The following is a 15,223-nucleotide window of genomic DNA, read 5'->3' as shown; positions in this document are numbered from 1 at the left end:
TTTTTATCGTGCGCAACCGGCGTAGCCGATGCAGTGACATCGGAGTGATAAATGAAGCGGACTGAAACGCGCCAAAAAAGTGCGCAATGGGCAAGGTCAATTTAATCGGTTGCCAAAACACCTTCAGTGTTGAGATAATTTTCCTCTGACTCTCGCACTATCGCTCATGAGGTTTCAGTTCATGTCCTGTCCGCTGTAGGACGGGGTATCATTAACGAATTGTCTTAGTAATACCGAAAAAATGGCAGAGAAACGCAATATCTTTCTGGTTGGGCCTATGGGTGCCGGCAAAAGCACTATTGGGCGTCAGTTAGCTCAGCAACTCAATATGGAATTTTTCGATTCCGATCAAGAAATTGAGCGACGTACCGGAGCGGATGTGGGCTGGGTATTCGACGTCGAAGGCGAAGAAGGCTTCCGCGATCGCGAAGAAAAAATCATCAACGAACTTACCGAAAAGCAAGGCATCGTGCTGGCTACCGGTGGAGGTTCCGTTAAATCACGTGAAACGCGCAATCGTCTTTCTGCTCGCGGCGTCGTGGTGTATCTGGAAACAACCATTGAGAAGCAGCTGGCGCGTACGCAGCGTGATAAAAAGCGTCCTCTGTTGCAGGTGGAATCTCCGCCGCGCGAGGTGCTGGAAGCGCTGGCGGATGAACGTAATCCGCTTTATGAAGAGATTGCCGACGTGACGATCCGTACCGATGACCAGAGTGCTAAAGTGGTCGCGAATCAAATTATCAACATGTTGGAAAAGAGCTGATTCAGGCTCTTTCCCCGCCTGCGGGCCAAAGCAAAAAGGTGATAACGCTTCATGGAGAAGATTACCGTCACTTTGGGGGAACGCAGTTACCCCATTACCATTGCTGCCGGACTGTTTAACGATCCGGCTTCTTTTTGGCCGCTTAAGGCGGGCGATCGGGCCATGCTGGTGACAAACCAGACCCTGGCCCCCCTCTATCTTGAACCTTTGCGCCAGCAGCTGGAAAAAGCGGGTGTGGAGGTAGACCAGGTGATCCTGCCGGACGGCGAGCAGTATAAAACGCTGGCGGTAATGGATCAGGTCTTTACCGCGCTGCTGGAAAAACCTCACGGTCGCGACACGACCCTGATTGCCTTAGGTGGTGGGGTCATTGGCGATCTGACCGGTTTTGCCGCAGCGAGCTATCAACGTGGCGTGCGCTTTATCCAAGTGCCAACCACGCTCCTTTCTCAGGTGGATTCTTCGGTTGGAGGAAAAACCGCCGTGAATCATCCCCTGGGCAAGAACATGATTGGCGCGTTCTATCAGCCTGCTTCCGTTGTGATCGATATCGACTGCCTGAACACACTCCCTGCGCGCGAGCTGGCTTCGGGCCTGGCTGAAGTCATCAAGTACGGCATCATTCTTGACGGCGAGTTTTTTAGCTGGCTGGAAGAGAATATGGATGCGCTGCTGGCGCTTGACGGTAAAGCCCTGGCGTATTGCATCCGTCGATGCTGCGAGCTAAAAGCGGAAGTGGTTGCTGCCGATGAACGTGAAATGGGCCAGCGTGCGCTGCTGAACCTGGGCCACACCTATGGTCATGCGATCGAAGCGCATATGGGCTACGGTAACTGGCTGCATGGTGAGGCCGTTGCGGCCGGAATGGTCATGGCTGCGCGTACCGCTGAGCGGCTGGGCGAATTCTCCTCGCAGGATACCGACAGAATTATTACCTTGCTGAAGCGGGCAGGGTTGCCGGTAGCCGGTCCGGAGAGCATGGCAGCAGAAGACTATTTGCCGCATATGCTGCGCGATAAAAAAGTGCTTGCTGGCGAGCTGCGTCTGGTCTTGCCACTGGCTATAGGTCGCTCCTGTGTACGCAGCGGCGTTGGACACGATCGGGTTCTGGCGGCAATTAACGATTGCCAACAGTCGGTTTAAAACACTATTGACGTTACCGCTGCTCACAGGATGTGAAGCGGCGTTGCTGCTCTACTGGAGGAGGTTGAATGGACGAGTTTAAACCGGAAGATGAGTTAAAGCCTGACACCAGCGATCGCCGTCCTCAGCGATCCCGTAAAACGTCTTCTGCCCCCAAAGTCCCGGTTTCGCGCCAGCACATGATGATGGGCGTGGGCATCCTGGTTCTGCTGCTGATTGTGGTGGGTATTGGCTCCACGCTGACCTCCTCAGATAAGAAAGAGAGTCAGAATGCCGGGCAAACACCCGCAACCTCCGGCAGCGGCAACGATATCGATCTTTCAGGCTCCTCTTCAATGAGCGGTCAGTCTGGCACGCAAGCGCCAGCCGAAACCCCTGCGCCTGACGCCAGCAGCAACACGGCTGCGTCCAGCCCAGAGGAACTCAGCGCGCCGCCAATTTCTTCTACGCCAACGCAGGCTCAGCCGGTTCAGACGCCAGCGGGTCAGCAGCGTGTTGAATTACCGGGGGATCTTAACAATGCGCTGTCTAACCAGCAGAACCAGGTTGATGCCGCCGCGCAGGGTGCTGATAACACCAGTTCGCTGCCAACGGCGCCCGCGACGGTAACGGCGGGGAGTCGTCCAGTGGCGGCTCAGCCAGCGGCCCAGCCTGCTCCGCATCAGAATAAACCTGCTGTAACGCACAAAACGGTGACTAAGCCAGTTGCGAAAGAAAGCGTTCATAAAAATACGCCGGTAAAAGCATCGTCGCCAGCCGCATCCGCGCCTGCTTCGACGGCTTCTTCCGCTGTAACCGGCGGAAATTACACCTTGCAGTTGAGCAGCGCTTCCCGCTCCGATACGCTGAACGCCTGGGCGAAAAAACAGGGGCTTGGCAGCTACCACGTATATAAAACCACGCGCAACGGCGAAGCCTGGTATGTGCTGGTCAGTGGTTCTTACGCCACGCCAGCTGATGCGAAGCGTGCTGTAGCCTCGTTGCCAGCGGATGTTCGCGCAAAAAATCCGTGGGTTAAACCTGTAAGCCAGGTTAAGAAAGAGTCGGCTAACTGATAAACGGCGGGTACCCTCCGTCCAGTCTCCGTCAGGCCGCGTTAAGCGGCCTGACGATTTAAAGCGCAGATATGCTGTCGGTGTAACCGCAGCCAGAAGAGTAATTGTAATAAAACGACGGCATGAAAAAAAATCGCGCTTTTTTGAAATGGGCGGGTGGTAAATTCCCGCTTCTTGATGATATCCAACGTCATTTACCTGAAGGGGACTGTCTGATCGAGCCTTTTGTTGGCGCGGGATCCGTATTTCTGAATACCCATTTCCCACGCTACGTGCTGGCCGATATCAACAGTGACCTGATCAACCTCTACAACATCGTCAAAAATCGCGTCGACGAGTTCGTTGCCGATGCCCGCGAGTTGTTTACCAGCGAGGCAAACGAGGCTGAGTTTTACTACGCCCGTCGCTTTGAGTTTAATCGTTGCACCGATCCGTATCGTCGCGGCGTGCTGTTTCTGTACCTGAACCGCCACTGCTACAATGGACTTTGCCGCTACAATTTAAGCGGTGAATTTAACGTGCCTTTTGGTCGCTATCGTAAGCCCTATTTTCCTCAGGACGAACTTTACTGGTTCTCCGAGCGGGCGCAAAACGCCACCTTTGTCTGTGAATCATACGATGTTACCCTGAGCAGAGCGTCGCAAGGCTCGGTCGTTTATTGCGATCCACCCTATGCGCCGCTGTCGGCCACGGCGAATTTTACCGCCTACCACACCAACAGTTTCAGCCTGTTGCAGCAGCAGCATCTGGCCGAGCTGGCGGTAAAGCTGGCGCGTGAAAGCCGGATCCCGGTGTTGATTTCCAATCATGACACGCCGCTGACGCGCGAATGGTATCAGGCGGCACAGCAGCTGCATCAGATCAAGGCGCGACGTTCTATCAGTCGCAACGGTAGCGGACGAACCCAGGTTAATGAACTGCTGGCGCTGTTTACCGGCGACTGACCCTCAAATGCAGTACGTGCCTGTTGTCAGGCGCGCTAATTGGGAGAAATGGATGAAAAAGTTTTTGCTAGCCCCATCAATTTTGTCTGCAGATTTTGCCCGCCTGGGTGAAGACACGGCCAAAGCGCTGGCTGCCGGAGGCGATGTCGTACATTTCGACGTGATGGATAATCACTACGTTCCCAATCTGACCATGGGGCCGATGGTACTAAAAGCGCTGCGTGACTACGGCATTACCGCTCCCATTGATGTGCATCTGATGGTTAAACCCGTGGATCGTCTGATCCCTGACTTCGCCAAAGCGGGCGCCTCTTACATCACTTTTCATCCCGAAGCCTCTGAGCATGTTGACCGCACGCTACAGCTGATCAAAGAACACGGCTGTAAAGCCGGGCTGGTTTTCAATCCGGCAACCTCGCTTAGCTATCTTGAATATGTGATGGATAAAGTCGATGTGGTGCTGCTGATGTCGGTCAACCCAGGCTTTGGCGGACAGTCATTTATTCCAGGAACACTGGATAAATTGCGTCAGGTCCGGAAACTGATCGATCAAAGCGGCTACGATATCCGCCTTGAAGTGGACGGCGGCGTGAAAGTGGAAAATATTGGCGAAATCGCGGCGGCGGGTGCCGACATGTTTGTTGCAGGGTCGGCCATTTTTGGTCAGCCTGATTACAAAAAAGTGATTGATGATATGCGTACTGAACTGGAGAAATCGCGCCATGGCTCATTTCACTAATATTCGCGCGCTGGCCTTTGATCTGGACGGCACGCTGATTGACAGCGCGCCAGGTCTGGCGGGTGCCGTGGACGCGGCGCTGGGCGCATTAAACTTACCCGCTGCCGGTATTGAACGCGTATCAACCTGGATTGGTAACGGTGCCGATGTGTTGATTGAACGGGCGCTGACGTGGGCGCTGGGTCATCAGCCTTCCGGCGATCTGCTGCGGGATGCTCGCGTGCTGCTGGATAAGCATTATGCGATGACCGTGAAAGAGGGCAGCAAGCTGTTTCCGCAGGTGAAAGAAGGCCTGGCTCTGCTTGCAGCGAAAGGGCTGCCAATGGCGATTGTCACCAACAAACCAACGCCGTTTGTCGCTCCCTTGTTGCAGTCGCTTGGCATTGACAGCTATTTCTCGCTGATTATCGGCGGTGACGACGTGGCGGCGAAAAAACCGCATCCGGCACCGCTGTTTATGGTGCTGGGCAAGTTTGGCCTGCTGCCGTCAGAACTGCTGTTTATCGGCGATTCGCGTAATGATATTCAGGCCGCGCAGGCTGCGGGAACGCCCTGCGTGGGCCTGAGCTACGGCTATAACTACGGTGAGCCGATTGCCAACAGCAACCCCGATCTCGTACTCGACCATTTTAACGATTTGTTGCCCGCCACCGGGCTGTAATTACCAGGACGAAAAAAGATGAAACCCATCGTATTTAGCGGCGCACAGCCTTCCGGCGAACTGACCATCGGTAACTATATGGGTGCGCTGCGTCAGTGGGTCGGCATGCAGGATGATTACAACTGCATCTACTGTATTGTTGACCTGCATGCGATCACCGTGCGCCAGGACCCCACCGCGCTGCGTAAAGCGACGCTGGATACGCTGGCGCTTTATCTGGCCTGCGGCATCGATCCGCAAAAAAGCACCATCTTTGTTCAGTCTCACGTCCCTGAGCATGCGCAGCTTGGCTGGATCCTGAACTGCTATACCTACTTCGGCGAACTGAGCCGTATGACGCAGTTCAAGGATAAGTCCGCGCGTTATGAAGAGAATATTAATGCCGGTCTGTTCGACTACCCGGTGTTAATGGCGGCTGATATTCTGCTGTATCAAACCACTCAGGTACCGGTTGGGGAAGATCAGAAGCAGCATCTGGAGCTGAGCCGTGACGTGGCGGCGCGCTTTAATGCGCTGTACGGCGACGTGTTTAAAGTGCCGGAGCCGTTTATCCCTAAATCGGGCGCACGCGTGATGTCGCTGCTTGAGCCGACCAAAAAGATGTCCAAATCTGACGATAACCGTAACAACGTTATCGGCCTGCTGGAAGATCCTAAATCGGTAGTCAAAAAGATTAAGCGTGCGATGACCGACGGCGATGAGCCACCGGTGGTGCGTTATGACGTGAAGAATAAAGCGGGCGTTTCTAACCTGCTGGATATTCTTTCCGGCGTGACCGGCACCAGCATTCCTGAGCTGGAAAAGCAGTTCGAAGGCCAGATGTATGGCCATCTGAAAGGCGCGGTCGCCGAAGCCGTTTCCGGTATGCTGACCGAGCTGCAAGAGCGCTATCATCGCTATCGTAATGATGAAGCTTTCCTGGAGCAGGTAATGCGTGATGGCGCAACGAAAGCCCGTGCGCAGGCTCAGGAAACGCTGAAGAAAGTCTACGAGGCGGTCGGCTTCGTCGCACAGCCGTAAGGCACCAACCAGAAGCGAACCGGCTTCGCTTCTGGATTATTAACAAGGCTCAGTGGCATACACGCTCCGCAGAGACGCGAAAAGTGCCGTCCGTGGCCGCTCAGCACGGGGCGTCCATGGCCCGCGATGCTTTGCTCCGGGCTTGCTCAGGTTTGTCTGCGGCCCGTCAGAACCAGCGTAAACGATCGCGTAGCGCGACAACCCGTCCGACAATAATCAGTGCAGGGCTGTTCACCTGACTCGCCAGCGTTGTTAACTCAGCCAGCTCGCCGCTCACCACCCGCTGTTGTGTAGACGTTCCTCTTTCCACCAGCGCCACCGGCATCGCGCCATCCATACCGTTTAGCATTAGCTGATGCTGTATCTCTGCGGCCTGCGCCAGCCCCATATAAAATACCAGCGTCTGTTTTTCTGCTGCCAGGCTTTGCCAGTCAAGGCCGCCGCCACGCTGCACGTGCCCGGTCACTAAGCGCACGCTCTGCGCGTAATCACGATGCGTGAGCGGAATACCGCTGTAGGCAGAACAGCCCGATGCGGCAGTGATGCCAGGAACCACGGAAAAAGGAATATCGGCATCCAGTAGCGCTTCCAGCTCTTCTGCGCCACGCCCAAAAATAAAGGGATCGCCGCCTTTCAGCCGTACTACGCGTTTTCCCTGCTGTGCCTGCTCCAGCAATATCTGGTTGATTGCCTCCTGAGGCACACAGTGAAAACCGGCGCGTTTGCCGACAAAAATGCGTTCTGCATCTCTTCTGACCAGTTCCATGATCTCGTCGGAAACCAGCCGATCGTAAACCACCACGTCGGCCTGCTGAATTTGCTGTAGACCTTTCAGGGTCAGCAATCCGGCATCGCCGGGGCCGGCACCGACCAGTACCACTTCGCCCCGGTGTTCAGGCGGCTCGGCAAACAGCGCTTCCGTCAGTTTTTCAGCCTGGGCGGCATCTGCATTGGCAAGCGTTTGGGCCAGGCGATCGTGATGGAACACTTTTTCCCAAAAGCGTCTGCGCGAAGCCATATCACTAAACTGATTTTTTACCCGCTGACGAAGCGAGCCCGCCCAGGCGGCCATTTTCCCTAAATGCTGCGGTAGCAACGCTTCAATTTTCTCGCGCAACAGCCGGGCCATGACCGGCGCCGCGCCGCCGCTGGAAATCGCCACCATCAGTGGCGAGCGATCGACAATGGACGGCACGATCGCGCTGGCTCGTTCGGGGGCATCCACCAGGTTACAAAAAATCTGTCTGGATTCGCACTCTGCGCTGACCTGCTGATTGACAGCGTTATCGTCCGTTGCCGCCACAACCAGCCAGCAGCCTTGCAGCATTTCTGGCGAGAAAGTTTGCTCAATTAGCGAAAGCCGATCGGCCTGCTGCCATAAATAAAACTGCGATGAAAAGTGCGTGGCGCACACGCGTAGTTCTGCTCCGGCTTTCAGCAGCAGCCGGGCTTTACGCTCGGCAACGTCACCGCCACCAACCAGCAGCACCAGCCGGTGGCGAAGCTGACAAAAAAGGGGAAAGTAATGCATACGTTGCTCGCAGAAAGAGGAAAACCCTGCCAGCGCAGCGCTTGCAGGGTTAAAAACCGCATCATAGCGGACAGGCCGTGTCAGATAGCGACTTCAACGATGCCATTTTGCACTCTGGCCGGCCATGCCTGCACGGAATAGTGGGGATCTTCCATGCACAGGCCATCGCTGAGGCGAAAACGCTGCTTTTTCAACGGGCTGGCAACCCAAAGCGCCTGCTGATGCTCGGCGATAAGCCCACGTGACAGCACGCTGGCCTGAGCAAACGGATCGATATTGCTCAGGGCATAAACCACCTCGTCCGCAGCGGGGCGGAACAGCGCGACCTGCTGGTTTGCTATCAGCGCGCAAACGCCGGTGGCCGGGAGGATCTCCTCTAATGCACAAACGGAATGCCACTGGCTCATGATTGTTCCTCCAGTAACGTCACGGGAATGCGCTCATCAGGACGAGCGGGCCGGTGCTGCTCACGTTCAGCAATGTTCTGGACCAGCGGGTCGCGCTGCGGAGCATTAATGAAATGGGCAAAGCGCGCTTGCTGAGCGGGATCGTCAATCGTTGCCTGCCACTCGCACACAAATTTCTCGCGCAGCAGAGCAATATCCGCTTCCAGCTGATCGTTCAGCGCGAGCCTGTCGTCAATAATCACCTGCTTAAGATAATCAATGCCGCCTTCCAGACTTTCCAGCCAGAGGGAGGTGCGCTGTAGCTTATCGGCGGTGCGGATATAGAACATCATAAAGCGATCGAGGTAGCGGATTAGGGTGTCGAGGTCCAGATCCGCCGCCAGCAGGTCCGCGTGACGAGGTTTCATGCCGCCATTGCCACAGACGTACAGATTCCAGCCTTTTTCCGTCGCTATAATGCCAACATCTTTGCTCTGCGCCTCGGCACATTCTCGCGTGCAGCCAGAAACGCCGAACTTCATTTTATGCGGCGTACGGATGCCTTTATAACGGTTCTCCAGCGTTACGCCCAGCCCGGTACTGTCGCCTACGCCAAACCGGCACCAGCTGCTGCCGACACAGGTTTTTGCCATTCTCAGCGCTTTGGCATACGCGTGGCCGGTCTCAAATCCGGCTGCCAGCAGCGCCCGCCAGATTGCCGGCAGATCGTCTTTTTGCGCGCCGAACAGGCCAATGCGTTGAGAGCCGGTGATTTTGGTATAGAGGTGATAACGACGGCCGATTTCGCCGATGGCCATCAAACCTTCAGGGGTAATTTCACCGCCCGCCGAGCGCGGAATAACGGAGTAGGTGCCATCTTTTTGAATGTTGCCGAGAAAGTTGTCGTTACTGTCCTGCAATGCGGTGAGCTGTGGTTGCAGCACATATTCGTTCCAGCACGAAGCCAGCAGCGATCCGACTGTCGGTTTACAGACTTCGCAGCCGTAACCGTTGCCATATTTTTTCAGCAGCTGGTCGAAGGATTTGATCTCCTCCACGCGGATCAGGTGATAAAGTTCCTGCCGTGAATAGCTGAAGTGCTCGCAAAGGTGATGGTTAACTTCAATGCCCTGATGGCTGAGTTCAGCATTGAGTACCTGCGTCATCAGCGGCACGCAGCCGCCACAGCCCGTTCCGGCTTTGGTTTCCGCTTTCAGCGCGGCTACGGTATGACAACCGTTTCGTACTGCCAGCACCAAATCACCCTTGCTGACGTCAAAGCAGGAACAGATTTGCGCCGTGTCGGGCAGCGACTCCACGCCGAGCGCCGGCTTATTACCCGCATGCGCGGGCAGAATCAGCGAGTCAGGATTATCCGGCAGCTCGATGGCGTTCAGCATCAGCTGAAGCAGATTACCGTAGTCGCTGGTGTCGCCTACCAGCACCGCGCCCAACAGCGTTTTGTTATCAGCACTCACCACCAGACGTTTGTAAACGCCCTTATTTTCATCCAGATAACTGTAGCTGCGTGCGCCTGCCGTGCGGCCATGCGCATCGCCAATACTGCCAACGTCTACGCCCAGCAGTTTTAATTTGGCGCTCATGTCCGCGCCGGTAAAAGCGTTGTTATTACCGGTGAGACGATCCGCTACTACCTGAGCCATTTTGTAGCCCGGCGCAACCAGTCCGTAAACCCGGTTTTGCCATGCGGCACATTCGCCAATAGCGTAAATGTCTTTATCCGCCGTCTGGCAACCGTCGTCGACCAGCACCCCGCCGCGAGGTGCAACAGGCAGGTCTGCCTGTCTGGCGAGCATATCCTGTGGGCGAATGCCGGTGGAGAAAACGATAAAATCAACGTCCAGTTCGCTGTCGTCAGCAAACCGCAGCTTTTTCCCGCCCTCAGGCCGATCGCTGATGAGTTGAGTGTTTTTGCTGGTATGTACCCTGACGCCCATCTGCTCAATCTTGTTGCGCAGCTGCTGTCCGCCGGGCGGGTCGAGCTGTTCAGCCATCAGCACCGGCGCAAATTCAATAACGTGCGTTTCAATGCCGAGATTTTTCAGCGCCCCAGCGGCTTCCAGCCCCAGCAGACCGCCGCCAACGACCACGCCACGCTGGCTGTGTTTGGCGCAGGCTTCAATGGCGTCCAGATCTTCAATCGTGCGGTAAACGAAGCAGTCAGTACCCTCCGCACCACTGACAGGTGGTACCCACGGATAAGAACCCGTCGCCAGTACCAGCTTATCGTAATGAACTTCACGACCGGTGCTGGAGTGAACCACTTTCTTCTGACGGTCGATGCTGATGGCGCGTTCGCGGGTCAGGATCTCAATGTGATGCTGCTGATAGAAGCCCTCAGCGACCAGCGACAGCTCGTCAGCATTATGATGAGAGAAGTAAGCGGAAAGATGCACGCGATCGTAAGCCACGCGGGGTTCTTCACAAAATACGGTGATGGCAAACTGGCCGGGAGCCGCTTTGTCGACCAGCTCCTCGATCAGACGATGGCCCACCATGCCGTTGCCAATAATGACGAGTCGGGTGCTCATTTTTGCCTCACATTGCAAACTAATGCGGCTACAATAGCGTGACAAACTCAAGGGTTATTGATGTATATCAATCCGTTTTTCAAATACTCCTTTATGGGTAGGCCGTAAGCTCACGCGGTTTTTACTGTAAGCGTAAGATTTTATTCACTTTAACCTGAATCGGTTCAGCCAGGGCTGGCAAGGTATCCTGCAACAGAGGAAAACAATGATAGGGTTATAAGACCACTGACATTCGGGAGCGTGTTAAGCAGGCAATTCAAATAAAAAGAGTGAACCACGTACGGCTGCCCTGGCGTGAGGGGCTGTGGCAAATTGATATTCACGAAGGGCGGATTGCAGCGATCTCTCCGCAAACGCACAGCACGCCAGCTGCGGATTCGCTGGATGCGGAAGGCGGGCTGGCGCTACCGCCTTTCATTGAACCTCATATCCATCTTGATACGACCCAAACCGCCGGCGAACCGGCATGGAATGCCTCCGGCACGCTGTTTGAAGGCATTGAGCGCTGGGCGGAGCGCAAAGCGTTACTGAGTCATGACGATGTGAAAACGCGCGCCCGGCAAACGTTGAAATGGCAAATCGCTAACGGTATTCAGCATGTGAGAACGCACGTAGACGTCTCCGATCCGACGCTAACCGCGCTGCGGGCGATGCTGGAGGTCAAAGCAGAGATGTCGCCGTGGGTTGATATTCAGATTGTGGCGTTTCCTCAGGAAGGCATCCTTTCGTATCCCGATGGCGAAGCGTTGCTGGAAGAGGCATTGCGTCTGGGTGCTGATGTGGTTGGGGCTATCCCGCATTTTGAATTTACCCGTGAATATGGGGTGGAGTCACTGCATAAAACTTTTGCGCTGGCCCAGAAATATCAGCGAATGGTCGATGTGCATTGCGATGAGATCGACGATGAGCAGTCGCGTTTTGTGGAAACCGTCGCGGCGCTGGCGCTGCGCGAGAAGATGGGTGCACGCGTCACCGCCAGCCATACCACGGCGATGCATTCCTATAATGGCGCTTATACGTCTCGCCTGTTCCGGCTGCTAAAACTTTCTGAGATCAATTTCGTCGCTAACCCGCTGGTGAATATTCATTTGCAGGGGCGCTTTGACAGCTATCCGAAACGACGCGGCATTACCCGGGTGAAGGAGATGCTCGAGGCGGATATCAATGTCTGCTTTGGTCATGATGATGTTTTCGATCCCTGGTATCCGCTGGGCACCGCCAATATGTTACAGGTACTGCATATGGGGCTACACGTTTGCCAGCTGATGGGTTACAGCCAGCTGGACGAAGGCATCAGACTGATTACCGATAACAGCGCGAAAACGCTACAGCTGACGGATTATGGGATTAAGACCGGCAACAGTGCCAACCTGATTATTCTCCCTGCGGAAAACGGTTTTGATGCGCTGCGCCGTCAGGTGCCAACGCGCTACTCAATGCGTCAGGGAAGGGTGATAGCAGAAACGCAGCTCGCGCAGGCCACTATTCACCTGGACGAAAGCGAAGGGGTGGATTTTAAACGTTGAGGAACTCTTTTTCTGCCGATGCCGATGTATCTGGCCCGCAGACGACTCATAAGTAAAAGCGTGAGGGATACGGGCCGGTAATAAAGCGTCACGGGCCATGGACGGCCCGTGTCGAGCTGGCAGGGATGCCGTCTTTTGCGTCTTTATGGACGGCCCGTATCCCTCGCGCTGGCACGGCACCCCTTATCGAAGCAGGTACCGGCCTTATCGATCAATGCGAAGACATATGGCCGTGCAGCTTGTGTTTACTCACGAAGCCCAGCAGCAGACACATCACAAATACCACCGCATACAGCGCGTTTGAGGTCATCAGCGCCGCATGAGCGCCGCCTTTCTCAACGATCGGGCCAGTGACCACAAAGGTCAGCATGGTGCCTACCGTTCCGCAGGTCAGAATAAAGTTAACCAGCTTAGGCGAGGAAACCCTGGTTTGCAGCGAGCCGAGGGTGATGATAGTGGTATAGATAGCGCTGGAGCAGAAGCCAAGGCTAATCATGATCCACTTCAGCATTGAAGCATCGGTGCTGCTGACGAACCAGTACATCAGGCCAGTAGAGAGCAGCGCCAGCAGCGTCACAATTCGCTGAGGATCGAAGAAGCGCAAAATAGCGCTGAACGCCCACATGCCGATCATGTACGAAGTCCAGAAATTACCGACCAGACCCCCTGCCTGAATCAGATCCATCCCCATGCTTTTGGTGGCGTATTGCGGCACCCAACCAATAAAGCCAAGCTGTCCCAGAATGTAGCAGAGCGCCGCGACAGACAGGAACAGCACGCCAATGCCCCATTTTTCTTTTTCAACGGCCTGATGAGCGGCAGAATTTTTACCCAGTACCGGGAACTCAAAGCGTAGCGCCAGCACGAAAATGGCCAGATAGATGACGCCGATGCAGGCGTAAACCCAGTACCATGGCAGCGAGCGGGCGAGAAGCGCGGCAGCGATAATCGGGAAAATCGTGCCTGCCATGCTAAAGAACGAGTCGGTAAACAGCAGGCGTGAGCCGCGCTGGCGTCCCTCATACAGGTGCGTGATCAGGAAAGTACCAATCGACATAGTAATGCCGCTGACCACGCCGAGCACAAACATACAAAGTGAGAACACGCTTAACGAGTGACTGGTCATCAGCCCCAGAACCGACAGCAGCATCAGTACAAAGCCGAAAATCAGCTGGCGCCGCAGAGGGATAATTTCCATCAGCCAGGCATTTAAAAAGACCGCCACTAAAATACCGGCGTTGAGGAAGGTAAAGGTATTACTCATCTGCGCGACCGGCAGATGAAAATAGTCAGCAATATTTTCCAGTACCATACCGGTGACAATTACTACTGCGCCGGTTAACGCATAGGACAAAAAACTGATCCAGGTAAGCCCGATTCGATCGCGATTAGTCATAGTGGAAGCCTGTGAGTCTGAGAGATCGTGAAGCAGAACGCTCACGCTTAGCGCGGCCATTTTAGCGGGAATAGTGATCTGCTTAAATCAATAATGAAATTAATGCGCTCATGTTCATGAATTTCGTGATAAATGTCACTGTTTTTTCCTCTCCGAAAGCGATTGCGTCGCGGATAAACGCGTAAATAAAGGTAAAACGCTGGCGCCCGGTTAAGCGCCTCTTTACAATCAACTTTGTTTTTTTTGCTAGCCCTCAGTAAGGAATCTTTCATGTTAAAACGTACTTTGACAGCGGTTGCCACCGTGCTCGCGCTGTCCACGATCTCTGCTTCCGCGCTGGCTGCGAAAGGGGATACGCATGTGCTGCTGACCACTTCAGCTGGCAACATTGAGTTGGAACTCAATAATCAAAAAGCCCCAATTTCCACGAAAAACTTTGTTGATTACGTCAACAGCGGTTTTTATAACAACACGACGTTTCATCGCGTCATTCCTGGTTTTATGGTGCAGGGCGGTGGCTTTACCACTGACATGCAGCAAAAACCGACCAACGCGCCGATCAAAAACGAAGCCGATAATGGTCTGCTGAACAAGCGCGGCACCATTTCAATGGCGCGTACTGCCGATAAAGACAGCGCCACCAGCCAGTTCTTTATCAACGTGGCTGACAATGCTTTCCTCGACCACGGCCAGCGTGATTTTGGCTATGCCGTGTTCGGTAAAGTGGTAAAAGGCCAGGACGTTGCTGATAAGATCTCTCAGGTTCAGGCGCAAAACGTTGGCCCTTATCAGAACGTACCGGTCAAACCGGTGGTGATCCTTTCTGCAAAAGTCCTGCCTTAACCCTCCCGACGGGGGAATGCTGCTTATAATTAGTGAACATTTCACGCAGCCTTTACCCCGTCCATGGAGGTCGTATGTCCAGAAAACTCACCGACAAGCAAAAAAACAGCCTCTGGCAGCAGCGTCTGCCAGATAATTTCCTCGCGAGCTTTCTGCTAAGCGCCACGCTGCCTGAGCTGGGCGCCCGTAATCCCGGTTTACCTCATCTGCGTGCGCTCCATCGTGAGCTTTTTCAGGATGTTCTGGATGATGCAGGCGAGCTGCGGCAAATCGATATTCATATCGGTGAGACGCTGTGCTGCCATTTCGAATACATCGAAAAAGAAGGCAATGCGCTGATGCAGGCGCTGGAGGAAGAAAATGGCCTTGCCGATCTCCCTTATGAAGAACTGATCGAACGCCTGGCCTGGTACTACTGTGAGCTGACGGTGTTACATCCCTTCCTGCGCGGTAATGGCCGTGCTCAACGACTCTTTTTTGAGCAGCTGATTGTTCATGCCGGTTGGGATATTCAGTGGCGCCTGATCGATCGTGAAAGCTGGCAGGCGGCGATTCAGGCCAGCCTGGCGGGCGACCTGGCACCGCTGTCGGCCGCATTTGGCAAAGTGGTAAGCGAACGGGATGAAAGTGCGTAGAATAGCGGCGTCCCGATCTACCCGGAGTG

14 protein-coding genes are annotated in these 15,223 nt (G+C 54.7%); 10 read left to right on the top strand and 4 right to left on the bottom strand.

What is annotated here, in order from left to right:
- The first annotated feature begins 241 nt into the window (after positions 1 to 241).
- The 7 genes from aroK to trpS all read left to right on the top strand — a co-directional run bounded on the left by aroK (position 242) and on the right by trpS (position 6,325).
- Positions 242 to 763, top strand: coding sequence for a shikimate kinase AroK (gene aroK, locus EHV07_RS21470; protein WP_004160692.1), 522 nt, complete (start codon positions 242 to 244; stop codon positions 761 to 763).
- A gap of 51 nt (positions 764 to 814) precedes the next feature.
- The gene (gene aroB / locus EHV07_RS21465) at positions 815 to 1,906 is read left to right on the top strand and encodes a 3-dehydroquinate synthase (RefSeq protein ID WP_147200129.1); all 1,092 of its coding nucleotides are present in this window, start codon (positions 815 to 817) and stop codon (positions 1,904 to 1,906) included.
- Between the two features lie 68 nt (positions 1,907 to 1,974).
- A complete protein-coding gene (locus tag EHV07_RS21460; protein WP_147200128.1) occupies positions 1,975 to 2,961 on the top strand; it encodes an SPOR domain-containing protein in 987 nt (328 codons plus the stop codon).
- A gap of 122 nt (positions 2,962 to 3,083) precedes the next feature.
- Positions 3,084 to 3,905, top strand: a complete 822-nt coding sequence (gene dam, locus EHV07_RS21455) for an adenine-specific DNA-methyltransferase (RefSeq protein WP_147200127.1) — start codon at positions 3,084 to 3,086, stop codon at positions 3,903 to 3,905.
- Between the two features lie 52 nt (positions 3,906 to 3,957).
- A complete protein-coding gene (gene rpe, locus EHV07_RS21450) occupies positions 3,958 to 4,644 on the top strand; it encodes a ribulose-phosphate 3-epimerase (RefSeq protein WP_147200126.1) in 687 nt (228 codons plus the stop codon).
- The gene (locus tag EHV07_RS21445; protein WP_147200125.1) at positions 4,628 to 5,305 is read left to right on the top strand and encodes a phosphoglycolate phosphatase; all 678 of its coding nucleotides are present in this window, start codon (positions 4,628 to 4,630) and stop codon (positions 5,303 to 5,305) included. The genes rpe and EHV07_RS21445 overlap by 17 nt, the downstream gene beginning before the upstream one ends.
- 18 nt (positions 5,306 to 5,323) lie before the next feature.
- Positions 5,324 to 6,325: a tryptophan--tRNA ligase gene (gene trpS, locus EHV07_RS21440; protein ID WP_147200124.1), complete on the top strand. Its 1,002-nt coding sequence runs from the start codon at positions 5,324 to 5,326 to the stop codon at positions 6,323 to 6,325.
- A 166-nt stretch (positions 6,326 to 6,491) separates the two neighbouring features.
- On the opposite strand, the gene cysG is transcribed toward trpS, so the two are convergent.
- The 3 genes from cysG to nirB form a co-directional block, all read right to left on the bottom strand.
- On the bottom strand, positions 6,492 to 7,856 hold the full coding sequence (gene cysG / locus EHV07_RS21435; RefSeq protein ID WP_147200123.1) for a siroheme synthase CysG: 1,365 nt from the start codon (positions 7,854 to 7,856) through the stop codon (positions 6,492 to 6,494).
- A gap of 80 nt (positions 7,857 to 7,936) precedes the next feature.
- Positions 7,937 to 8,263 carry a nitrite reductase small subunit NirD gene (gene nirD / locus EHV07_RS21430; RefSeq protein ID WP_147200122.1) on the bottom strand — a complete coding sequence of 109 codons (327 nt, stop codon included), beginning with the start codon at positions 8,261 to 8,263 and terminating at the stop codon, positions 7,937 to 7,939.
- Positions 8,260 to 10,794 carry a nitrite reductase large subunit NirB gene (gene nirB / locus EHV07_RS21425; RefSeq protein WP_147200121.1) on the bottom strand — a complete coding sequence of 845 codons (2,535 nt, stop codon included), beginning with the start codon at positions 10,792 to 10,794 and terminating at the stop codon, positions 8,260 to 8,262. The genes nirD and nirB overlap by 4 nt, the downstream gene beginning before the upstream one ends.
- Positions 10,795 to 11,054: 260 nt before the next feature.
- On the opposite strand from nirB, the gene EHV07_RS21420 reads away from it, so the two are divergent.
- Positions 11,055 to 12,320: a cytosine deaminase gene (locus EHV07_RS21420; RefSeq protein WP_371419706.1), complete on the top strand. Its 1,266-nt coding sequence runs from the start codon at positions 11,055 to 11,057 to the stop codon at positions 12,318 to 12,320.
- A 211-nt stretch (positions 12,321 to 12,531) separates the two neighbouring features.
- Here EHV07_RS21420 and tsgA read toward each other — a convergent pair whose 3' ends face one another.
- The gene (gene tsgA, locus EHV07_RS21415) at positions 12,532 to 13,716 is read right to left on the bottom strand and encodes an MFS transporter TsgA (RefSeq protein WP_147200119.1); all 1,185 of its coding nucleotides are present in this window, start codon (positions 13,714 to 13,716) and stop codon (positions 12,532 to 12,534) included.
- A gap of 270 nt (positions 13,717 to 13,986) precedes the next feature.
- On the opposite strand from tsgA, the gene ppiA reads away from it, so the two are divergent.
- Both ppiA and EHV07_RS21405 read left to right on the top strand, forming a co-directional pair.
- Entirely contained in the window at positions 13,987 to 14,559 is a 573-nt protein-coding gene (gene ppiA, locus EHV07_RS21410) for a peptidylprolyl isomerase A (RefSeq protein WP_147200118.1), read from the top strand.
- A 74-nt stretch (positions 14,560 to 14,633) separates the two neighbouring features.
- Entirely contained in the window at positions 14,634 to 15,194 is a 561-nt protein-coding gene (locus tag EHV07_RS21405) for a putative adenosine monophosphate-protein transferase Fic (protein ID WP_147200117.1), read from the top strand.
- Positions 15,195 to 15,223: the final 29 nt, after the last annotated feature.

Source organism: Pantoea sp. CCBC3-3-1 (genome assembly GCF_007981265.1).
Classification (GTDB): domain Bacteria; phylum Pseudomonadota; class Gammaproteobacteria; order Enterobacterales; family Enterobacteriaceae; genus Erwinia.
The sequence above is the reverse complement of the archived record's forward strand: the minus strand, read 5'-3'. Positions and strand labels throughout refer to the sequence as shown.